A 21,673-nucleotide genomic window follows, 5' to 3' on the forward strand; every position below is an offset into this window, starting at 1 on the left:
TCACCGCAGCTTGGTCTGGGCGTAGCCCTTCAGCACCTCGTCGCGCAGCTGCGCCCAGATCTCCTGGTGCAGCGCGAGGAACTGCGGGGTCATGCGGATTTCCGCCACGTCGCGCGGACGGTCCAGGTCGATGCGGTATTCTCCGATCAGCCGAGCCCCCGGCCCGGCGGACAGCACCAGCACCCGGTCGGACATGGCGATGGCCTCCTCCAGATCGTGGGTAATGAAGACCACCGACTTGCGGTCCGTCGCCCACAGGTCGAGCAGCTCGTTCTCCATCATCTGGCGGGTCTGGACGTCGAGCGCCGAGAAGGGCTCGTCCATCAGGATGATTTTGGGATCGACGATCAGCGTCTGGGCCAGCGCCACGCGCTTGCGCATGCCGCCCGAAAGCTGGTGCGGGAATCGGTCGCCGAACCCCTCCAGCCCGACGCGGGACAGCCAGGGCAGCGCGCGCTCCCGCGCCTCCGCCCTCGAGACTCCGCGGAACTCCAGCCCGGCGGCGACATTGTCCAGCGCCGATTTCCAGGGCATCAGCGCCTCGGCCTGGAACATGTAGCCGGCCTTGGGATTGATGCCGGTCACCGGCTGCCCGAAGGTGAGCGCGCGGCCCTCGCTGGGTTTCAGCAGACCGGCGGCGACGTTCAGCATTGTCGATTTGCCGCTGCCGGTCGGGCCGACGATCGACACGAATTCCCCATCGGCGACGGTGAAGCTGGCGCCCTGTACGGCGGTGTAGGAACGTCCCCGGCCGTCGGGTGAGGGAAAGGTGCAGGTCACGCCTTCCAACTGGAGGGCGGGCGCCGCGGCGGCCTCGGCCATGTCGGTATGGTCCTTATCTTTTTGGCGGTGCGGTTCGGCGGGCGATGCGCTTTGGTTGGAATGCCATACTGTCCGAACTGAAGCCTATCGGCAACCGATTGAGATCTCCGTGGAATCCGAAAGGAGCCATTCCGCAAACGCACCGCTTACGGTGTCAAAGAAGGGACGCGGGCCCTTATCGGTTGCCGCGACGGCCCGCCGTCCAGCATCAATGGTCCCATCAATGGCATAGATCGAAAGCCAGTCCCTTTCCCTTCGCGGAGCCGATATGCCCACGCTGCCGAAACGCCCGTTGATCGCACTTGCCGTCCTGGCCGCCTTGCTCGCCGTGTGGCTCGGTTTCGCCGCCTGGTACGATCACCATCAGCGGGCGGACGAGCGGCCGGCCACCTACAGCGCGCTGATCGAGCAGGCAGGCCGTGGGGAGATCAGTTCCATCACCTTTGCCAACGGCACCGGCCATGCGGTCGCCGCCGACGGCAGCCGTTATCGCGTGGTCATGCCGGTCACCGACGATCTGCTGAAGGAACTGCGTGCCCACACGGTCGCCATCTCCTTCGAAGAGGGGCCCGGCGGGCTGATGGCGCAGACGGTGGGCGTGCTGGACCGCGCCGCGCCCTTCGTGGTGGTGGCTCTGCTGATCGGTGGGCTGCTGATGAGCGGCGGGCAGTTCTTCGGCATGGGCCGCGCCACCCGCGTGCGGCCGGAGGACACCAACACGGTGTTCGCCGACGTCGCCGGCGTGGACGAGGCGAAGGAGGAACTGCGCGAGACGGTGCAGTTCCTGAAGGACCCGCGCCGCTTCGCCATGGCCGGCGCCCGCGTGCCGAAGGGCATCCTGCTGGTCGGCCCCCCCGGCACCGGCAAGACCATGCTGGCCAAGGCGGCGGCGGGCGAGGCCGGCGTGCCGTTCTTCGCCGCGTCGGGGTCGGATTTCGTCGAGATGTTCGTCGGTCTGGGCGCGGCGCGCGTGCGCAGCCTGTTCAAGACCGCCCGCGCCAACGCCCCCTGCATCCTGTTCATCGACGAGATCGACGCGCTGGCCGGCAAGCGCGGCGAATCGACCAGCCATTCCGAACGCGAGCAGACGCTGAACCAGTTGCTGGTCGAGATGGACGGCATCGTCGAGGGGGGAGAGGTGGTGGTGATCGCCGCCACCAACCGGTCGGAGATGCTGGACCCCGCCGTGCTGCGCCCCGGCCGCTTCGACCGCCACATCCATGTCAGCCTGCCCGACGTGGCCGGGCGCGAGGCTATCCTGGGCGTCCATGCCGGCCGGCTGACTCTGGCCCCGGACGTCTGCGCCCGCACGGTGGCGCGCGGCACGCCGGGCTTTTCCGGCGCCGAGCTTGCCAACCTGACCAACGAGGCAGCGCTTTCGGCGGCGCGCCAGGGCCGCGTCGTCGTCACCATGGCGGATTACGAGGCCGCCAAAGACCGCGTGCTGATGGGCACGGAGCGCCGCAGCCTCGCCCTGACGGCGCACGAGCGGCGGCTGATCGCGGTGCATGAGGCCGGCCACGCGCTGGTGTCCTTGCGCTGTCCGCAGGCCGATCCGATCCACAAGGCGACCATCATCCCGCGCGGCGGCGCGCTGGGCATGGTCGTGCGGCTGCCGGAGGGCGACCGGGTCTCGGTCTCGCGCGCCAAACTGTTGGCCGACATCGCCGTCGCCATGGCCGGCCGCGCGGCAGAGGAGATGGCCTTCGGCCCCGATCAGGTCACCACCGGGGCCGAGGCCGACTTCCGCGCCGCCACCGATCTGGCCCGGCGCATGGTCACCGCCTGGGGAATGAGCGAGGAGATCGGCTTCGTCGCCCATGCGGCGGCTGAGCCGGGGGCGCGGTCGGAACGGACGGCCTGGCGCATCGACGAGGAGGTCCGCCGGCTCACCGACGAAGGCATGGAACATGCCCGCCGCCTGTTGCGCACCAACCGCGCCGCGCTGGACGGCATCGCCCAGGCCCTGCTGGAGCGTGAGACCCTGAGCGGCGGCGAGATCGCCGAACTGGCCGACCGCGAGCAGGAGCGCGCCACCGAGGCGGCCTGAAGTCGGGTACGGGCAGTCGAACGTTTCCCAGACTATCCCCCGATAGGGAATTGTCCCGCGTTGCGGCATGGGTGCATACGGGAGTAGACTGACCCTCACGCGAATTGGGGTTACAGGAGAGGGGCGCGATGACGGGGCCGCTATCCCGCCGCAGGGTTTTGCAGACCACGCTGCCTCTTCTTTTCGCCCTGCCCTTCCTGGCCTCCCGGCCGGCGGCGGCGCACCCGCCCCCCACCATCATCCGTGTCGGCGCCTATGATTTTCCGCCCTATGTCGACGACTCGGGCAGCGGCGTCACGCGCGGCCTGCTGGACCTGTTCAATGCCGCGCAGGATGAATTCCGGTTCGACACGGTGAGGACCGCCCCGCAGCGGCGCTATGACGATCTGGAACAGGGGCGCTTCGACATGATCGCCTTCGAATGCCGCAATTGGGGCTGGCAGGATCGCCCGGTCGACGCCACCCGGCCTTTCCTGCGCGATGCGGAGGTGTTCGTCGCCAGGGCGGCGCCGGGACTTGACCAGCGCTATTTCGACGACCTGAACGGCAAATCGATTCTCGGACGGCTGGGCTATCACTACGCCTTCGCCGGATTCGAGGCCGATCCCAAGCTGCTGGAGCAGCGCCATCATACCCGTGTCACGGTGACGCATGAGGGCAATGTCCGCAGCGTCGTCGCCGGCCGGGCCGACCTCGCCATCGTCACCCGCTCCTTCCTGACCCGCTTCCTGCAGCGCGAGCCGGAACTGGCCCGGCAGGTCCTGGTGTCCGAGCGCACCGACCAGATTTACGAACACACCATCCTGACGCGGCGCGACCGCAAGATCACCGCCGGCTGGCTCGATGCGCTGCTGGATCGGCTGGAAGCAGACGGACGGCTGGAAGCCCTGTGGCGGCGCAGCGGAATCATCGCGTGAGGCGGCGATCCTCGCTGCTGGCGCGGGTGGCCGGGGCCATCCTGCTGACGACGGCGAGCATCGGTGCCGCCGCCATGCTGCTGTCCGAGCGGATCGTCGAGGGGCAGCGCCACCAGGATCTGCTGCACCGGGCGGAACTGGTCGCCGCCACCCAGGCCGACGCGCTGAGCGGCCCGGTGTGGGAACTTGATAACCGCAGCGCCGAGCGCATGATCGAGGCGCTGACCGTCCGCGATCCGGCCATCCGCTCCATCGCCGTCTTCGAGAGCGACCGCGATGAACCGCTGGCACGCACCTCTTTGGGAGATGTCGGGGACGGCGCCGGTCGCATCACGGTCGAGCGCCCCATCGTCCTGCATGGGCGTGAGGGACGGGTGCAGACGGTCGGGCATCTGCGCATCGTCTATTCGACGGCCGAGGTGCGGCAGGCAACGCTGAACGCGCTGGCGCCGATGGCCGGGCTGTTGCTGCTGTCGCTGCTGGGGGCGATGGCGGCGCTGGGGCTGACGCTGAACCGCATGGTGCTGCGGCCGCTGCGGCGGTTGACCCAGCTGGCCAGCGCCATGGCGCGCGGCGATTACGGCGCCCGCATGGATGCCGGGCGGAGCGACGAGATCGGCGTGCTGGCCGACGGCTTCAACCGGATGGCGGCGACGGTGCAGGACCATACCAGCACCCTGGAAAGCCGGGTCCGCGAACGGACGGAGGCGCTGGCCGCCACCAACCGCGCCATCATGGACAGCATCAACTATGCCCAGTTGATCCAGTCCGCCATCCTGCCGTCGGCCGATGCCCTGTCGGCCGGGCTGACCGAGCATTTCGTGCTGTGGCGCCCGCGCGATGTGGTCAGCGGCGATTTCTATGTCTGCCGCGAGGTGGCCGACGGCTTCGTCGTCGCGGTGGCCGACTGCACCGGCCATGGCGTACCCGGCGCCTTCATGACGATGACCGCCAGCGCGATGCTGAACAACGTGCTGGACCAGATGGGAGCGGACGATCCGGCCGCGGTGCTGGCCGCCGTCGACCGCAAGGTCCGCGCCGCCCTGCACCAGGAGGGGAAGGCGCGCAGCGGGACGGACTGTTTCGACAATGGTCTGGATTTGGGGCTGTGCCACATCCGCCCGGCCGAAGGACGGCTGGTCTTCGCCGGTGCCCGTGTTCCGCTGCTGATGGTGACCGGCGGCGAGGTGACGGAACTGCGCGGCGATCGCCGCAGCCTGGGTTATCGCCCCACCGCGATCGGGTCGGCCCGGGACGTCGCCCCGGGTGCTGCCCCAGGTACTGCCGAGTCGCCCTTCACCAACCACAGCATCGCCCTGCGCCCCGGCCAGACCTTCCTCATCGGCACCGATGGGCTGGTGGACCAGAATGGCGGTGAGCGCGGGCGCAGTTTCGGCCGGATCAGGCTGCGCCAGCTGCTGAGCCAGGGCGGCGACGGACCGCTTGACCGGCTGAAGTCCGACCTGGAAAGCTCGCTGGACCGGTTTCAGGGCAGCCGCGAACAGCGGGACGACATCACCCTGTTCGGCTTCCGAGTGCGGCTGACCGACGCAGCCGCCGCTTCCGGCGCCGGATCCAGCCGCCGCGCTGCGTAAAACTCCTGACCCCCTCCCTCAAATCTGTTACAGAGATGCTATTTTCTGTGACAGGTTGTGACGGCAATCCATCGCGGATGGCAGGACCCCCTCGAGTTTGTTTTAAAATTTAGGCATCCTAGGGTATGCTGCACCCGCTGAAGTGGTGACAGGGGAGAGCACGGCATGGCAGGTCCGACGATCGTCGTGGTCGAAGATGAGAATTCCCTGCGGTCCGACATGGTCGAGTATCTGTCGAACTGCGGATTCGATGCGATCGGCGCGCGCGATGGGGCGGAACTGGACCAGCTGCTGCGGAACCGCAACGCCGCCATCATCATCCTGGACGTGAACCTGCCGGACGAGGACGGGTTCAAGATCGCCGCCCGGCTGCGCGACGGCCATGGCGCCGGCATCATCATGGTGACCGCCCGCAGTTCCACCGTCGACCGCGTCGTCGGGCTGGAGATCGGCGCCGACGCCTATCTGGTGAAGCCGGTCGAGCTTCGCGAACTGGAAGCGCAGGTGAAATCGCTGTTGCGCCGTCTGAGCGAGCGCGCCGCGGAAACGGCGAGCCAAGCCGCCAACGGGACCGCGGGCGGCGAGGCCGGCGATTCTGCCGACGAGGCACGCTGGTCGCTGGACCCCACGGAATGGAGCCTGACCAATCCGGCCGGGATCCGAATCAGCCTGACCAGCATGGAGATGAAGCTGACCAGCCTGCTGGCCGCCCAGGCCCGCAAGCCGGCGACGCGCGACCAGATCTCTCAGGCGCTGTACAACCGCCGCTGGAACCCGGAAGACCGCTCCATCGACACCGTCGTCGGGCGCCTGCGCCACAAGGTGGAGGGCGCCATCGGCGGCCCGGCTCCGCTCAAGTCGGTGCACGGGGTCGGCTATGTCTTCTCCGCGCCGATCCGGGTGGTGGGCGCCGCGCAGGGGTAAGTCAGTCCGACGCCGGCAATCCCTGGCCCGGCGACGCCCGATCGGGCGTGCGGCGGGGGAACAGCAGGGTGAAGCTGGTGCCGCGATCAGGAGCACTGTCCACGGTGATCGACCCCATCAGCGCTCCGACCACCAGATTGTGGACGATGTGCAGCCCCAGCCCGCTGCCGCCGCGGCCACGCCGGGTGGTGAAGAAGGGCTCGAACGCCCTGGCGCGATGCTCCTCGATCATGCCGCGCCCATTGTCGGTGAAGCACAGGCGGACGGTGTCGGGATCGGGGCGGTCGACCGTGATCGCCATGTCCCCTGCCCGCCTGTCGGCGAACGCATGGGTCAGCGCGTTCATCACCAGATTCGACAGAATCTGCGACAGCACGCCGGGATAGCTGTCCAGTTCCAGGTCGGCCGGGCAGTTGACCGCGACCGCGTGGCCCGATGGACGCAGCTTCGGCTGCAGGCTGACCAGCGTGTCCTGGATGTAGGCGGCAAGGTTGACGCTGCGCCGCTCAGCGCTGGCACGGTCGACCGCGACCTGCTTGAAGCCGGCGATCAACTGTGCCGCCCGTTCGCAATTCCCGAGGATCAGGTCGGTTGTGTCGATCGCGGTGGCGAGATAACGGGCGAACTCCGCCTTGCCCAGTTCGCCGTCGGTGGCCCGCCGGCGCATCGCCAGGGTGGCGTCGGCCAGATGCGAGGCACAGGAAACGGCGATGCCGACCGGCGTGTTGATCTCGTGGGCCACACCGGCGACCAGCGCGCCCAGGGAGGCCAGTTTTTCCGACCGGATCATCGCCTCCTGCGCCTCGCGCAGCCTGTCCAGCGCCGCCTCCGCCTCGCTGCGCCGCCGCTCCAACTCGTGATTGGCGTCGCTCAGTTGGGCCTGCAGCCGATCGCTGACCCGCACGAGGCGCTGCTGCTCCCGCGTGCTGAGTTCGAAGGCGGCGATCAGGTCGCGGAACTCCGGCAGGCACTCCGGCGCCAGCGCGCCCAGCCTCTGCTCCAGCGCGCGGGCCTTGGCGAGCGCCTCCTCCTCCGCGGCGAAGAGGTTGAAGGTCACGGGGCCCCGCCGGCGGGCAACTCCCGCATTTGGAAGACGACATGCCGCAAATCCTCGGCGAAGTCCTCGCCCAGTTCACGCATCGACTCGTCATTCTCCTCGACGCACCAGGTCACCGTCACCGGCCGCCCGCCCCGGGCCACCGTCTCCAGCATCTGGAAGATGTTCATAAGCGCCTTGGCGCTGGAGCTGTTGAAATAGAGAAGCTCCATATCGAAGCGGATGGCGCCGCCGTCCGGACGGTCGAGAAAGTCGCGCAACGATTCGAACACCGGACCGAAGAAACCGGCGACATCGTCGGGGTACGATTCGCCGGTCATGCGTAAATGACCGCCGGCGAAATCGAAGAAGACGCCCGGCGTGCGTCCGGTGGCGGGGAGGGTCAGGCTGTCCATGGCGTATCGCTCGGTTCGGCCGCTCACACGCGGACCTTGAGGCAGAAGAAGCTGCGGTCCGCGTCCATTGCATCGAAATCATAGTCGATGGGATCGCTGGCCCGCCGTGCGATCTCGATCAGCCCCAGGGTCGCGCCACGGCTGCCGTCGTCCGGCTCCTCCCGAAGCTGTTCGCGGTAATAGGTCTTGATGCCGTCGCGATCCAGGCTCTTCAGATGGTCCAGCCGCTCCTTCAGGCGGGGAACCTCGCTGTTGCGCACGGTGTTGCCGCAGACGATGAAGACCTTGCCGCCCTCCATCCCGATGGTGACCATGCCGGCGCTGAGTTCCACCGTGCGGCCGGCGCTGCCCGACATCTTTTCCGCGGAATAGCGGATGATGTTCTGCATCTGCTCGACGAAGACCGAGAAGACGCGGCGGATGGTGGGACCATCGGCCTCCTCCAGCGCCATTTTCTCGCGCAGCGCTTCGCCGAGGGAGTAAAGTATCCCTTCCGACAAGTATCCGCTGAAAGAGAACACGATCCCCCTCTCGTCGAGATCGCGTTTAATCGACGCATACTGTTGGGCGAGCATGGTTGTGGCCTGACGTTCCACAGGTGCCGGGAGTCAGCCGACTATGTCATCTCCAACGAGAAAGGGCCATAGTCTTTCGGGAATCAGGCATTCCGGCGACCGCGACATCGGGCTGCATCACACGGGAAGCACGACCCGGAAGGTCGAACCCTTTCCCAGCGTGCTGTCGACCGCGACGGCGCCGCCATGCAGATGGACGATCTGCTGCACCGTGTGCAGACCGATGCCGGTGCCCGGCACGCCGGACGCACCCGACCCGCGGAAGAAGCGGTCGAACAGGCGCGGAAGCTCCGGTTCGGGAATGCCGCGGCCATGGTCGGTCACCTCGATCACCGCCATGGCGCCGTCGGTGTCGCCGTGTAGATGGATCGCTTCGCCCAGACCGGAATATTTGACGGCGTTGTTGACGAGATTGTTCAGGACCAGCCCGATCAGGTTGGCGTCGACCTCCGCCCGCCGCGGCAAACCGGCCAGGGTCATCCTGAATTCACGGTCGGGATAGGCGACGCGGAACGGCCGGACGACATTGTCGATCAGGTCGGCCAAGTCGACCTCGGCCCGCTCCAGCACGAGGGCGTTGGTCTGCAGCCGCTCGTCGGTCAGATGGGCGTCGATCAGACCGGTCAGACGCTGGACGCTGCCGCGGATCACCGCCAACCGTTCCAGCATCTCCGGCTCCACCTGCCCGGCCCGCATCGCCAGCAGTTGCGCCGCGCTGTCGATGATGGCGAGCGGCGTACGGAATTCGTGGCTGACCATGCCCAGGAACTGGCGCTGCCGGTCGCGGGCGAGAAGTTCGCGCTCCAGCGCCCGCTCCACCCGTTCCTTGGCCAGGATAAGCGCCTTCTGATTGGCGGCCAGTTCGAGCGTGCGCTCCTCCACCCGCTGCTCCAGCGAGTGGTTCAGCGCCACCAGCTCCTCGTACAGGCAGACATTGTCGAAGCCGATGGCGACACGGTTGCAGAACAGCTCCAGCAGGCGGTGCTCGTCCGCGGTGTAGGGCTCCGCCCGTTCAAGCCGGAAGATGGTCACGCCATGCTCGCGCGTGCGGAAGACCAGGACGCAACGGTCGTCGTGATAGAGATTGCGCTGGGTCAGCAGGGCGTCCGCCACTTCCGCCGTCGCGCCGACCGACAGGATATCGGCCACCGCCAGCCCGATGCGGCCGGAATAGACACCCAATCCCGCCACCACGGCGATCGTCCGGCTGCCGTCGGCGCGGTCGACCGGACGGCAGGCCAGAACCGCCGGCGCGCTGCCGTGATCGACGACGCGGGCGATCTGCTCCACCAGCCGTTCGACGAAGGCGCGCATCGGCCGCATCTCGAACAGCGGGGCGGAGGCGCTGAGAATCCGTTCCAGCCCCTGCCTGTTTCGCTCGATCGCCACGATGTCGCGCCAGGCGCGCAGCCCGCTGACCAGCGTGGTGAACAGACGCTGCGCTGTCAGCTCGCTCTTTGCCTTGTAGTCGTTGATGTCGTAGCCGACGATGACGTCCCGCTCCGGCGCCTGACCCGGCTGGCCGGTGCGCAGAATGATTCGCATGCGGCGATTGCCCAATTCCTCCCTGATGTGGCGTACCAGCTTCAGGCCGGCGTCCTCCGTCTCCATCACAACGTCGAGAAGGGCGATGGGCAGGTCGGGCCGTTGGGCGAGGACCGCCTTCGCCTCTTCCGCCGACAGCGCGCTCACCACCTCGAACGGGCGTCCGTCGAAGTCGAAGTCGCGCAGCAGCACCGCGGTCATGGCGTGAACCTGCGGATCGTCGTCCACCACCAGGACGGGCCAGGGCGCACCGGACGGCCGTTGAGAACTTGCAGCCGTCACGGCGCCGTCCTCCGGGCCGAACAGCAGTTCGTCGTCCAACCCCCCGTCCATGCCCGCCATCCGCCGCCCCCGTCACACTATGCGCGATTGCCTATGCCCGGCCGCAATGGAACCACCGTACGGTGCCGCTTCCAAGACCGATAAGTCGGATTGGCAGCATTCGTTTCAATTTGTCGCATATGAACGAAGAGTGATGTACGGCGAAGCTAATGTTGTGCAATGCTTTATTACGACAGTGCATAACGGAAAGTCCGGAAAGTAAGGGTGTGAAGTGTCGACGACCACGGCGTCCCTGCCCGGCCAGTGCCACTATGGCCGCCTTGCCTTTGCGACTGACCGGGATGCTCATTTTCAAGGGCATCGATATCGGGTCGTCGATCGACGCCCAGGATCGAAGCGATACGGGAGACACCGACTATTCAGGGAATTTGTACGCTATTTTATCACGACATGGTTGTTGAGTGACGGGCGTTGACCTTTGCGCTATTCTTGAGCCTGGCCACCCTCTCTCAACGGATAACCTCGCCCCGATGACCCCTGCCGGCTTCGAACAGGATGCACATGCCGCAGGAAGCCCGGACACCGTCCGTGGGGGACGCAAGGCCGCTTCACCGGCGATTCTGGCGCTGCTGGCGGTCGCCCTCGCCCTTACGGCCGCCCTGCTGGTGTTTGCGGCCTTTCAATACCGCAGCCAGGTGATTGCCGAGGCGGAGGTTCGCAGCGCCGCGATCGCCCGCGTGCTGGAGGAGCATGCCGCCAAGACTCTCGGGATCCATGCCGCCACCCTGTCTCATATGGAGTGGATGGTCGATGATCTGGGTTGGGACCGGATCGACAGCTCTCCCCTGCTGCACGAACGCCTGAAAGCCATGGCGGCCCAGACGCCGGAGGTGCAGTCCTATTGGATCACCGACGAGAGCGGACGCGTCCGCGTCAGCAGCTTCGAATGGCCGATACGCCCGCTCTCCGCGAGCGACCGCGAATATTTCCTCGCCCTTCTGAACCCGGGCAGCACCATCCACATCGGCCCGCGGCTAAAGGGCAAGATCAACTCCGAGCTTTTCTTCACCCTCAGCCGCCGCATGGAACTGCCGAACCACCAGTTCCAGGGGGTGGCGCAGATCTCTCTCCTGCCCAGCTATTTCGCCGACTTCTACCGTTCGGTCTTGCGAGGATCGAGCGACGTGATCCTGCTGATGCGTGAAGACGGCGAGGTGCTGGTCCGTACCCCATCGGACGCCCCGCCCGACCGTGCCGATATCGGACGTTTGCCGGAGCTGATCTCGATCCCCGACAGGAACGGTGTCTTCCGCGCGATGACGCCGTCCGACGGGGTCGAGCGGTTGCTGGCCCGCCGCAAGGTGCCGGACATGCCGATATATGTGGTTTACGGCACCGACGTCGGGTCGATCGAAAAGGCGTGGCGCGACAGGGTGATACCATACGCGCTGTTCGCGATCCCGGCACTGGGGCTGCTTGTCCTGCTGGGCGGCATCGCGCTGCACCGGTCACGTCAGGCCGCCGAGGCGCAGGAGGCATTGCGTCGCTCCAACGAAGCACTGGAGGACCGGATCACCGAACGCACCCGGCACCTCGATCAGGCCCTGGCCGACAAGGAGGTGTTGCTGCGCGACATCCATCACCGGGTGAAGAACAATCTGCAGGTGATCCTCAGCCTGCTGGAACTGCAGGCGCAGCGCGCGCCGGAACTGGAGGCGCCGTTCAGCGAGGCGCTGACCCGCATCAATACGATGGGACTGATCCACGAGCAGATCTACCGCGCCACCGGCGTATCCGTGGTCGCGCTCGACAGCTTCATCGAGGCCCTGGCCGGGCATCTGAACAGCTTCCACAGCCGTCCGGGCAGGACCATCGCCATCAGGCATCGAGTGGAACCGCTCAGCCTCGACCTCAATCGCGTGGTGCCCTTCGCCCTGATCCTGAACGAAGTGGTGTCGAACGCCTTCAAGCACGCCTTCACCGGCCGCTGTACCGGGACCATCGACATCGTGGTGACGGCGGAGAACGGATCGCTGCATCTGACGGTCCAGGACGACGGCACCGGCGCCCCCGAACCCGAGGACCCCTCAATCCCCGGACGGCGGTCGATGGGCATGGACCTGATCCGGGCCTTCGCCCGGCAGATACGCGGCGAGTATCACTTCACCAGAGACGCCGGCACACGGTTCGATCTGGTCTTCCCGCAGGAGAGCGACGCCGTTTAGAGACTGTCGAATGCTTCGATGAGCTTCTGACAGACTTCAGCGCTTGCAGCGTTTGGCCGGGCCCGGCTTGGGAGAATTGGCCGCCACACCGTTGGTGGAGCCGTTGCCACACTCCGCGGCCGGGCCATTGATCGGTTCTTCGGACTTCGGAAGCTTTTCCGCGATGCCGAAAGCCAGTTCGCGCCGCCGCAACTCAGCCAGGATCTCGTCCGGGGCGATGTCGAAGTCGGCCAACAGCACGACCAGATTGTACAAGAGGTCAGCCGCTTCCATCACCAGAGCGCCGCGGTCGCCACGCATCGCCTCGATCGCCACTTCGATCGCTTCCTCCCCCACCTTCCGTGCCATGCGGGCTCGGCCCTGCGCCAGCAGCTTTGCCGTGCGCGAGGCCTCGGGGACGGAGGAAGGCTCGCGCCGCAGGGTTTGTACGGCCTCGTGCAGGCTGCGGAGCGGATCGGGACCGATGTATTGAACCATGTACCTGAAATCGTTTTTCAAACCGGTGCTGTCAAGACGTTGATTGGTCGACCAAACATTTCACCGCCGCCACTGGAGGATCAGAGCGTTTCCGGCGACCGGCGATAGTCAGTAGCACTGATTGATTTGGTGTTTGACCATTGGCTGAAGGAAATCTCTGTATGGCTGTAATTTTTGCAGCAGCCAGCAATGCAAAGGCAGCGTATTTGGCATTGGGTATACCAGTATATAGTCTCCTCAACAGCCCGATGGAGACGACAATGACCACCACCACTTTCCAGCCCGGCACCGACAACCACGCTTCGAACGACGTCCTGCACGCGCTCGCCGAATTCCCGGTGGCCTGGTTCGAAGCCACCCCGGCCTATCTCGTCCTTGGCCCGATCGCCGCCTTCCTGCGCGAATGGGCCGCCGCCACCCCGGCCGGCTTCGTCTTGAGCCTGCTGAAGCGCTGACGCCCGGCCTTCGTCACCCCCAAATCAACGGAGTAGATCATGAGCATCCTCAGCCTTCATCACAGCGACCGCGGCCTCCACGGCGACATCCACACCCTGCACCCGGTCCGCGATTTCGTCGCCGATTGGCTGGAAGCCACCCCCGCCGCCATCCTGCTGCGTCCGGTCGGTGCGTTCCTGACGGAATGGGTGAAGTCCACCCCGGCGGTGATCCTGTTCCGGTCCCTGCACCGCTGATCACAGCTCAAGAACAAGAAAATCTGAGGGTTTGAAAGGCGACCGCGGCACAGCCCAACCATTCGGGCGGCCGCGGCCTTTTCTTTTTGGGAGGTCCGTTTTCGGCCTGCGCCTCAGGCGCCGCCGCGGACATCCTCGACCAGCAGTTCCAGCCGCGGAAGATCGCGCACGACCAACGCGTCGGAGCGACGTTCCAGCATCCCGTCACGGGTCAGGTCGCTCAGCACGCGGGCCACGGTCTCGCGGGTGGTGCTGACGCGTGCAGCAATGTCGGAATGGACGGGGATCGGCGTTATGACCGCGGATGCGCCCTGCCGCGACGCGCGCCGGGCAAGGCGCAGCAGTTCCGCATGGACCCGGTTGTTGGCGCCGAGGGTCGACAGTTCCATGATGCGGTCGGTGGCGCCACGCAGCTTGTCGCACAGGCGCAGCATCATCGCCATCGCCAGTTCCGGATGGGCGGTCACCAGGGTCTGGAAGGGCTTCGCCGGCAGGAAGGCGATCAATGCTCCCTCCTCCAGCGCCACCACCGACGCGGAGCGCGGCCGGCCGTCCAGCGCCGACATCTCTCCCACCAGTTCCCCGGCATCGATATCGCTGAAGCTGATCTCGCGCCCGCCGGCCGAGTGGCTGAGCACCCGCACCCGCCCCTCCACCACGAAGGCGACGTCACGGGTCTCGGCCCAATGGTCGATCAACTGCTCGTCCGGAGCGAAGCGGCGCCAACGGCATTGGCGCGCCACCGCGGCGCGCTGACCGGCGGAAAGCGGACGCAGCAACTCTATGCGGTCCAGCCCGGCGGCCGGAGTGTCGGCCGGTGAATCGGGCAGCGCATCGGGCAGACTGTCGGAATTGGTCATTTCGGCCTTCGGTACGGGAAGTTCCGGAGCCGCCCCGGACTGTTTGTTGCGCCAAAGGATAGCGTGACCTGCGCAAAGGTGGAAGGCGCTGTGACCAATGGCCGGTGTCAACCCTCCGTTAACGCCGAACGCGCAGAAGGGAACGACGCCTCGCCGACCCGTCCCTCAACCGCACCCCGTTCATCGTTGCCGGAGCGCCGACCATGTCCAGCCTGTTCACCGTGCCCACCGCCCGCCGTGTCGATTCGCAACGGCTGCTGTCGGTCGTCCTGATCCCCTTCGCCGCGGCCATCGCCATGGCGAGCACGGTCGCCGCCACCGGCTTCACCGCCAGCCCGTTGGGCGAGGCGAACAGCACGCTGGGCTTCCTGCTGGATTTCGTGAAGCTCTGCTATCTGGCCGTCGCCATGGCCCATCTGTCCGGCGCCATCGCCGACCGCACCTGCGGCGGCATGGCCGCCGGCCTGTCCATGGACGAGTTCGACGCGCCGGAACCGATGTCGCGCGAAGAGTTCTGGCGCGCCTTCCCCAACCATGTCGACGGCGCCGCAATCGCCGGGGCCGTCACCCTCATGTGTGTGATCGCCGGATCGCTGGTCGGCTGACCCATCACCGCCAAACGGCAGTTGAGAGAGGACCGCGCTTGCCCCACTATGGCGCGGACAGACGATCGGCGGATGGGCGGGCGTGAGCGGAGATCAGACTGAACCGAAGGTCGCCGGAAGGGGTCAGGTGAAAGCCCAAAAGGCCCAGGCGGCCAAGACCCAGACGGCAGAACCGGCGCGGCACCGCCGCGAGGGCATCGGGTTCATGGGGCGGCTGCGCGCCTATTTCCTGGCCGGCATCCTGGTGACCGCCCCCATAGCCATCACCGTCTATATCGCCTGGTGGTTCGTCTCGCTGATCGACGGCTATATCCGCCCGCTGATCCCCAGCACCTACAATCCCGAAAACTACCTGCCCTTCTCGATTCCCGGCATCGGCGTGCTGGTGGTCATCGTCGCCGTCACCCTGATCGGCGCCTTCGCCGCCGGCTATGTCGGGCGTCTGGTACTGGGCGTCGGCGAGGGGGTGGTCGGGCGCATGCCAGTCGTCCGCTCCGTCTATGGCGGGGTGAAGCAGATCTTCGAGACCGTGCTGGCGAAGAAATCCAATGCCTTTCGCGAGGTGGTGGCGATCCAGTATCCACGCCCCGGCGTGTGGTCGCTGGGCTTCATCACCGGCGCCGCCCACCCGGAGGTGCAATTGCAGCTGGCGGGCATCGCCGACGATTTCGTCAACGTCTTCATCCCCTGTGCGCCGCCCACCGCCGGCTATCTGGCGATGGTGCCGCGCCGCGAGGTGACGGTGCTGAACATGAGCGTCGAAGACGGGCTGAAGCTGGTGATGTCCGGCGGCATCGTCGTCCCGCCTGAGCGGCGCCCTACGCTGGTGGAGCCGCCGCCCGGCCCCGACCAAGAGGGCGGCGACGATCAGCCCGACCGCAAGGTCTTGGCCGCCGCGTCGCGTTCGAACAGGTAGAGCAGGGTCCGCAATGCCTGACCGCGCGGGCTGGCAAGGTCGGGGTCGCGGTCCACCACCAGCCGGGCATCGTCCCGCGCGACCGCCAGCAGGTCGCCGTGCACGGCGAGGTCGGCCATCCGAAATCCGGGCAGGCCGGACTGCCGGGTGCCCAGCACCTCGCCGGCGCCGCGCAGGCGCAGATCCTCCTCGGCGATGACGAAGCCGTCCTCGGTATCGCGCAGGGTCTTCAGCCGCGCCCGCGCCGTCTCCGTCAGGTTCGAATCGAACATCAGCAGGCAGCTCGACGGCTTCTCGCCGCGCCCGACCCGTCCGCGCAACTGATGGAGCTGGGCGAGGCCGAAGCGCTCGGCATGTTCGATCACCATCACGGTCGCCTCGGGCACATTGACGCCGACCTCGATCACCGTGGTGGCGACCAGCACGTCCAGACTGCCCTCGGCGAAGGCGGCCATCACCGCGTCCTTGTCCGGCCCACGCATCTTGCCATGGACCAGCCCGACCCGGTCGCCGAAGGTGGCGCGCAGAAAGGCGTGACGCTCGGTGGCGGCGGCAAGGTCGCTCTGTTCCGATTCGTCGACCAGCGGACAAACCCAATAGACCCGCGCGCCCTCCGCCACCTTGCGCTGGATGCCGTGGACCACCTCCTCCAGCCGGTCGAGCGCGATGGTCACGGTCTGCACCGGCTTGCGGCCGGCCGGCTTTTCGGTCAGGCGCGACACGTCCATGTCGCCATAGGCGGTCAGCGTCAGCGTGCGCGGAATCGGGGTGGCGGTCATCACCAGCACGTCGACCGCCCGGCCCTTGGCCGACAGCTGGAGGCGCTGATGGACGCCGAAGCGGTGCTGTTCGTCGATCACCGCCAGCGCCAGATCCTTGAAGGCGACATCCTCCTGGAACAGGGCATGGGTGCCGACCAGCAGCGGCAGCTCGCCCGACGCCAGCCGGTCGAGCACGGCCTGACGCGCCTTGCCCTTGTCGCGGCCGGTCAGCAGGCCGATCTCCACGCCGGCGGCCTTGCACAACGGTGCGAGGCTTTCGGCATGCTGGCGGGCCAGGATTTCGGTGGGCGCCATCAGGGCGGCCTGGGCGCCGGATTCCACCGCGTTCAGCATCGCCATCAACGCGACCACGGTCTTGCCGCTGCCGACATCGCCCTGGAGGAGCCGCAGCATCCGCCGCTCGGCGGCCATGTCGGCGTAGATGTCTTCCAGCGAGGCCGCCTGCGAGCCGGTCAGCGAGAAGGGCAGAGCCGCCAGCGCAGCTTGGCGGAGCCTGCCGTCGCCCTCGGTCGCGCGCCCGGCCAGCCGGCGCTGGCTCGCCCGCACCAGCATCAGCGCCAGCTGGTTCGCCAGCAACTCGTCATAAGCCAGGCGGCAGCGGATCGGTGCGGTGGCGGCAAGGTCGCCCTCATCCTCCGGCGTGTGGGCACGCCGCAGCGCCTCGGCCCAGCTAGGCCACTGGCGACGGGCGAGCCATGCCGGATCCTGCCATTCATCGAGCGTCGGAATGTCGTCCAGGGCGGCGCGCACCGCCTTGCGCAGGGTCTTGGCCGGCAGGCCGGCGGTCATCGGATAGACCGGCTCCACCAGTTCCAGTTCTTCCTTGGCATCGACCGGGACGACGGCATCGGGATGGGTGATCTGGGCGGTGTCGTTGAACCACTCCACCTTCCCGGAGACCACCATGGTGGTGCCGGCCGGGATCTGCTTCGACAGCCAGTCGCCGCGGACATGGAAATAGACCAGCTCCAGCACGCCGGTCTCGTCGGTGCAGCGGATCTTGTAGGGATGGCGCGGGTTCACCGGCGGCGCGTGCGAATCGATGCGCACGGTCAGGGTGGCGATGCGCCCGTGCGGCGCCTGCGCGATTTTCGGAGAGAAGCGGCGGTCGACGACACCGCAGGGCAGATGCCACAGCAGGTCGACAACATGGGCGCCGGCGAGCTTCTCCACCAGCTTGCCCAGCCTGGGGCCGAGGCCGGGGAGTGCCGTGACCGGTTTGAACAGCGGAAAAAGAATGGCGGGACGCACGGGCGGGTCGCTACCGGGAAAGCCTTCGACGGCTTCCAGAAAGCCGGGTGGACCCAGCCACGTCAAGGCCACTGAACAGCATCGGAGAAAAGAAGGGACGGCGGAGCGCACCCGAGGCCAGGGGCCTATGGTGGGGGGCAACGTCGGCCTTGGATTTGGCCGCGGACGCGCTCCGCCGATAGGTACCATCCGGAGGCAAACGGGAGAACCGGACGGTCATGTCCGATGGCAGGGGACCATCGGGAAGAGACACCAGATAAGAAGACGCTCATTCGTGACGGGCCGGTGTTTCAGGGGGGCTGGCCCGACCGCGTCACAAGAAGGACAATAGCCCGGCCGCCCTGTCCCCAACCTGACTCGTCCATGAAATCCACTTCATGAACGGTGGTCGTCCCATTGGTTGCAATGGTCAACAGAATGCCGGTCCGCGGCACATTCCCGGGCCGCCGGAGCCATCGAGCAGGGCCGGTCACTGAAGTTCTTTGGTGGCGGTTAGAACGGCGGCATGATCCGGTCACCAAATACGGGCGGCAATCGTCGCCTCGATAGAATCCGAAGTGGTAATTCTTAATCCCTGCCGGAGATATCTGGCATTTAAAGTTCTTTTAACCCTATTCGACGCCTAATCGGCCTCGCGGGACGTTCATCCCGAGAAGACGCTCTACCGATCATTAGACCCACACGACACCAATGGAGCTCCCCATGCCCGCACAGAAGGTCGCCGATGAAGTCCGCTTGGCCAGCCGCATCCATGCGCGCCTGCTGGACGCCTTCATCGACTTGACGGAGCGGGAACTGGCCGGATTGGCACCGGGCTTCGCCGAGGAAAGCCTGACGGAAGCCCTGGAGGCATTGCGCGCCGCCCGTAAGAACTACGGCACGACCGCCGGGGTGATGGTCGTCTCGAACCTGGAGTTGCCGCAGGCCTCCAACGCCGCCTGATCCCGGGGGGTTCCGCCCAACTCCGGTCAGGCGGAGGCCGGCTTGCGGGTGCGTGATTTACGCGCCTTGGGAGGCTCGGGAGTCGTCTGTTCCGGTTCGGCGGATTTCACGAACGCCCGCGGCTTCGCATTGGTGGTCTTGCGCGGGGCCTTCACCATCGCGATGACCGGGGCGACATCGGCAACGGTCGCCGCCTCGGCCAGAATCGCACGCTCGGCCTGGAACCAGTGGTCGGCGTCGCGGCCGTTCGGACGGCCCTCTTCCAGCCAGATCGCATAGGCGCGGTCACGGATGCGCTGTTCGACATCCACGCTCATCACATCTCCCCTGGGAATGGTGGTTGGGCTTGCTGCGATGCGAAGACTGCACAATTTGTTAATTACACGCAACCAAGCGGATCGTTATCGGCCCTCCGCCGCAGACCGCGGCACTCCCCGGCCTTCACTCCGATGACGTTTCGCCGTGATCGGGCTGCCGGCCCTGCTGGACCTCGCGCCATTTGGCGACGTTGCGGTTGTGGTCGGTCAGCGACTTTGCGAAAACATGGCCGCCGGTGCCGTCGGCAACGAAATACAAGAACTCGTGCCGCTCCGGCTTCATCACCGCCTGGATCGACGCCTTGCCCGGATTTGCGATCGGACCCGGCGGAAGGCCGGTCGCCACATAGGTGTTGTAGGGCGATTCGAACTTCCAGTCGTTTCGCGTGAGCGCCCGCCCCAACTCGCCGTTGCCATCGGTCAGCGCGTAGATCACCGTCGGATCCGACTGCAGCTTCATGCCGGCTTCCAGCCGATTGACGAAAACCCCCGCCACCCGCGGTCGCTCGGCGGCGACACCGGTCTCCTTTTCGACGATGGACGCCAGCGTCAGCGCCTGCTGCGGCGTTTCGAAGGGAAGGTTCTGGTCGCGGGTCTTCCACGCCTCCGCCAAGGTCTGGGTCATCGCCGTCTGCATCCGCTCGATCAGGGCGGTGCGGCTGTCGCCATAGGCGAAGTGGTAGGTCTCCGGCAGAAGCGAGCCTTCCTTCGGCGGCTTCGCGAGGTCGCCGGTCAGCACGGCTTCCCGTTCCAGAAGCGCCACCACCTGGGCCGAGGTCAGCCCTTCCGGCACGGTGAGGCGATGCACGACGGTGCGGCCCTGGCGCATCTGCTCCAAGACCCCCTCGATGCTGATTCCCGCGGGGAACTGGTATTCGCCGGCCTTCAACTCACGGAAGGTGCCGGACAACTTGGCAGCGGCGACGAACACCAGCGGCGAGCCGATCACGCCGGATTCGCCCAGCGTGATGGCAATGGCCTCAAGCCCGCTGCCGCGCGGGATGACGACGGTCTCGACCTGCTCCAACGGTCCGGGGGCCGAATAGCGCTGGTAACCCCAGACGCCGATTCCGCCCGCCGCACCGACCGCGAGGGCCAGCGTCCCCGCGAAAATCCGGAGACCCCAACCCATCGCTCACCTCTTGAAGACTGCAGACCGCAACGTCGGTGGGAGCTTCGCTTACGCGAATTCCTTGAACACCAGCGAGGCGTTGGTGCCGCCGAACCCGAAGGAGTTCGACAGCGCAGCACGCACGCGGCGCTCCTGCGCGACCTTCGGCACCAGATTGACGCCCATGCAGCTTTCCGACGGATTGTCGAGATTGAGCGTGGGCGGCACGATGCCGTGATTGATCGCCTTGATCGAGTAGATCGCCTCGACCGCACCGGCGGCCCCCAGCAGGTGGCCGATGGCCGACTTGGTGGAGGACATCGCCAAGTTGTCCATGGCGTCGCCGAACAGGCGCTTGACCGCACCCAGCTCGATCTCGTCGCCGAGCGGCGTCGAGGTGCCGTGGGCGTTGACGTAATCGATGTCGGACGGGTTCAGCCCGGCGCGCTTCAGCGCACCCTTCATGGCACGGAAACCGCCATTGCCATCCTCCGCCGGGGCGGAGATGTGGTAGGCGTCGCCCGACAGGCCGTAACCGACGACCTCGGCATAGATGGTGGCGCCGCGCTTCTTGGCGTGCTCCAGCTCTTCCAGCACGACGACACCGGCACCCTCGCCGATGACGAAGCCGTCGCGGTCCTTGTCATAGGGACGCGACGCCTTCTCGGGCGTGTCGTTGAAGTTGGTGGACAGCGCGCGCATGGCGGCGAAACCGCCGACGCCGAGACGGCTGACCGCCGCCTCCGTGCCGCCGGCGACCATGACGTCGGCATCGTCCCACATGATCAGACGGGCGGCATCGCCGATGGCGTGCGCGCCGGTCGAGCAGGCGGTGACGACCGCGTGGTTGGGTCCCTTGAAGCCGTGCTGGATCGAAATGTGGCCGGAGGCCAGATTGATCAGGCAGCCGGGGATGAAGAAGGGCGACAGGCGTCGCGGACCCTTTTCATGCAGGGTCACGGCGCCGTCGGCGATGCCCGGAAGGCCGCCGATGCCCGAACCGACCATGACGCCGGTCCGCTCGCGCTCTTCATCGGTCTGGGGAGTCCAACCCGAATCCTTGATTGCTTCCTGCGCCGCGGCGATGGCGAAGACGATGAAATCATCCATCTTGCGCTGATCCTTCGGCGAAACGAAGGAGTCGGCGTTGAACTCGCCGTCACCCGTTCCGCGCGGGAGCTGCCCGGCGACTTTGGAGGCCAGGTCCGAAGCATCGAACCCCGTGATGCCGCGGATTCCCGAATTTCCGGAAATCAGCCGCTCCCAGTTCAGCGCGTGGCCGACGCCGAGCGGCGTGACCATACCGAGTCCGGTGACGACGACACGTCTCATG

Annotated in this window: 21 protein-coding genes; 10 read left to right on the forward strand and 11 right to left on the reverse strand. The window is 66.7% G+C overall.

Features of this window, described 5'->3' with window-relative positions:
* On the reverse strand, positions 1–822 hold the full coding sequence (locus FZ938_RS02970) for an ABC transporter ATP-binding protein (RefSeq protein WP_149197171.1): 822 nt from the start codon (positions 820–822) through the stop codon (positions 1–3).
* 268 nt (positions 823–1,090) lie between these two features.
* Between FZ938_RS02970 and ftsH the strand changes: the two genes are divergently transcribed.
* The 4 genes from ftsH to FZ938_RS02990 all read left to right on the forward strand — a co-directional run bounded on the left by ftsH (position 1,091) and on the right by FZ938_RS02990 (position 6,308).
* Positions 1,091–2,872, forward strand: coding sequence for an ATP-dependent zinc metalloprotease FtsH (ftsH, locus tag FZ938_RS02975; RefSeq protein WP_149197172.1), 1,782 nt, complete (start codon positions 1,091–1,093; stop codon positions 2,870–2,872).
* Positions 2,873–3,000: 128 nt separating this feature from the next.
* Positions 3,001–3,789, forward strand: coding sequence for a substrate-binding periplasmic protein (locus tag FZ938_RS02980; RefSeq protein ID WP_149197173.1), 789 nt, complete (start codon positions 3,001–3,003; stop codon positions 3,787–3,789).
* Complete coding sequence (locus tag FZ938_RS02985; RefSeq protein ID WP_246457473.1) at positions 3,786–5,384, forward strand: SpoIIE family protein phosphatase; 1,599 nt, start codon at positions 3,786–3,788, stop codon at positions 5,382–5,384. The genes FZ938_RS02980 and FZ938_RS02985 overlap by 4 nt, the downstream gene beginning before the upstream one ends.
* Before the next feature lie 165 nt (positions 5,385–5,549).
* Complete coding sequence (locus FZ938_RS02990; RefSeq protein ID WP_149197175.1) at positions 5,550–6,308, forward strand: response regulator transcription factor; 759 nt, start codon at positions 5,550–5,552, stop codon at positions 6,306–6,308.
* A gap of 1 nt (position 6,309) precedes the next feature.
* On the opposite strand, the gene FZ938_RS02995 is transcribed toward FZ938_RS02990, so the two are convergent.
* The 4 genes from FZ938_RS02995 to FZ938_RS03010 form a co-directional block, all read right to left on the reverse strand.
* Positions 6,310–7,365, reverse strand: coding sequence for a sensor histidine kinase (locus FZ938_RS02995; protein WP_149197176.1), 1,056 nt, complete (start codon positions 7,363–7,365; stop codon positions 6,310–6,312).
* Positions 7,362–7,760 carry a DUF1987 domain-containing protein gene (locus FZ938_RS03000; protein WP_149197177.1) on the reverse strand — a complete coding sequence of 133 codons (399 nt, stop codon included), beginning with the start codon at positions 7,758–7,760 and terminating at the stop codon, positions 7,362–7,364. The genes FZ938_RS02995 and FZ938_RS03000 overlap by 4 nt, the downstream gene beginning before the upstream one ends.
* Positions 7,761–7,783: 23 nt before the next feature.
* Positions 7,784–8,335 carry a SiaB family protein kinase gene (locus FZ938_RS03005; protein ID WP_149197178.1) on the reverse strand — a complete coding sequence of 184 codons (552 nt, stop codon included), beginning with the start codon at positions 8,333–8,335 and terminating at the stop codon, positions 7,784–7,786.
* A 117-nt stretch (positions 8,336–8,452) separates the two neighbouring features.
* A complete protein-coding gene (locus FZ938_RS03010) occupies positions 8,453–10,213 on the reverse strand; it encodes a hybrid sensor histidine kinase/response regulator (RefSeq protein ID WP_246457476.1) in 1,761 nt (586 codons plus the stop codon).
* A gap of 479 nt (positions 10,214–10,692) precedes the next feature.
* On the opposite strand from FZ938_RS03010, the gene FZ938_RS03015 reads away from it, so the two are divergent.
* Positions 10,693–12,387 (forward strand): sensor histidine kinase, encoded by a 1,695-nt coding sequence (locus FZ938_RS03015; RefSeq protein WP_149197180.1) that lies wholly within the window; start codon positions 10,693–10,695, stop codon positions 12,385–12,387.
* A gap of 36 nt (positions 12,388–12,423) precedes the next feature.
* On the opposite strand, the gene hisE is transcribed toward FZ938_RS03015, so the two are convergent.
* Positions 12,424–12,885, reverse strand: coding sequence for a phosphoribosyl-ATP diphosphatase (hisE, locus tag FZ938_RS03020; protein WP_246457477.1), 462 nt, complete (start codon positions 12,883–12,885; stop codon positions 12,424–12,426).
* A gap of 239 nt (positions 12,886–13,124) precedes the next feature.
* On the opposite strand from hisE, the gene FZ938_RS03025 reads away from it, so the two are divergent.
* Positions 13,125–13,319 (forward strand): hypothetical protein, encoded by a 195-nt coding sequence (locus FZ938_RS03025; RefSeq protein ID WP_149197181.1) that lies wholly within the window; start codon positions 13,125–13,127, stop codon positions 13,317–13,319.
* Positions 13,320–13,358: 39 nt separating this feature from the next.
* The gene (locus FZ938_RS03030; protein ID WP_149197182.1) at positions 13,359–13,556 is read left to right on the forward strand and encodes a hypothetical protein; all 198 of its coding nucleotides are present in this window, start codon (positions 13,359–13,361) and stop codon (positions 13,554–13,556) included.
* A 113-nt stretch (positions 13,557–13,669) separates the two neighbouring features.
* On the opposite strand, the gene FZ938_RS03035 is transcribed toward FZ938_RS03030, so the two are convergent.
* Positions 13,670–14,416, reverse strand: coding sequence for a Crp/Fnr family transcriptional regulator (locus FZ938_RS03035; RefSeq protein ID WP_149197183.1), 747 nt, complete (start codon positions 14,414–14,416; stop codon positions 13,670–13,672).
* Between the two features lie 203 nt (positions 14,417–14,619).
* Here FZ938_RS03035 and FZ938_RS03040 point away from each other — a divergent pair, with 203 nt between their 5' ends.
* Together FZ938_RS03040 and FZ938_RS03045 are read left to right on the forward strand one after the other, a co-directional pair.
* Positions 14,620–15,021: a hypothetical protein gene (locus tag FZ938_RS03040; protein ID WP_149197184.1), complete on the forward strand. Its 402-nt coding sequence runs from the start codon at positions 14,620–14,622 to the stop codon at positions 15,019–15,021.
* A gap of 127 nt (positions 15,022–15,148) precedes the next feature.
* Positions 15,149–15,937 (forward strand): DUF502 domain-containing protein, encoded by a 789-nt coding sequence (locus tag FZ938_RS03045; RefSeq protein WP_149197185.1) that lies wholly within the window; start codon positions 15,149–15,151, stop codon positions 15,935–15,937.
* Here FZ938_RS03045 and recG read toward each other — a convergent pair.
* Positions 15,889–17,970 (reverse strand): ATP-dependent DNA helicase RecG, encoded by a 2,082-nt coding sequence (gene recG, locus FZ938_RS03050; protein ID WP_149197186.1) that lies wholly within the window; start codon positions 17,968–17,970, stop codon positions 15,889–15,891. The two genes, FZ938_RS03045 and recG, sit on opposite strands and share 49 nt — an antisense overlap.
* A 702-nt stretch (positions 17,971–18,672) precedes the next feature.
* Between recG and FZ938_RS03055 the strand changes: the two genes are divergently transcribed.
* Complete coding sequence (locus FZ938_RS03055) at positions 18,673–18,912, forward strand: hypothetical protein (RefSeq protein WP_149197187.1); 240 nt, start codon at positions 18,673–18,675, stop codon at positions 18,910–18,912.
* Positions 18,913–18,938: 26 nt separating this feature from the next.
* Here the strand turns inward: FZ938_RS03055 and FZ938_RS03060 are convergent, their stop codons facing one another.
* The 3 genes from FZ938_RS03060 to fabF form a co-directional block, all read right to left on the reverse strand.
* Entirely contained in the window at positions 18,939–19,229 is a 291-nt protein-coding gene (locus FZ938_RS03060; protein WP_149197188.1) for a DUF2934 domain-containing protein, read from the reverse strand.
* 124 nt (positions 19,230–19,353) lie between these two features.
* Positions 19,354–20,361 (reverse strand): endolytic transglycosylase MltG, encoded by a 1,008-nt coding sequence (mltG, locus tag FZ938_RS03065; RefSeq protein ID WP_149197189.1) that lies wholly within the window; start codon positions 20,359–20,361, stop codon positions 19,354–19,356.
* 48 nt (positions 20,362–20,409) lie between these two features.
* The gene (fabF, locus tag FZ938_RS03070; protein ID WP_149197190.1) at positions 20,410–21,672 is read right to left on the reverse strand and encodes a beta-ketoacyl-ACP synthase II; all 1,263 of its coding nucleotides are present in this window, start codon (positions 21,670–21,672) and stop codon (positions 20,410–20,412) included.
* Position 21,673 lies beyond the last annotated feature (1 nt).

This window comes from Azospirillum oryzae (genome assembly GCF_008364795.1).
Classification (GTDB): domain Bacteria; phylum Pseudomonadota; class Alphaproteobacteria; order Azospirillales; family Azospirillaceae; genus Azospirillum; species Azospirillum oryzae.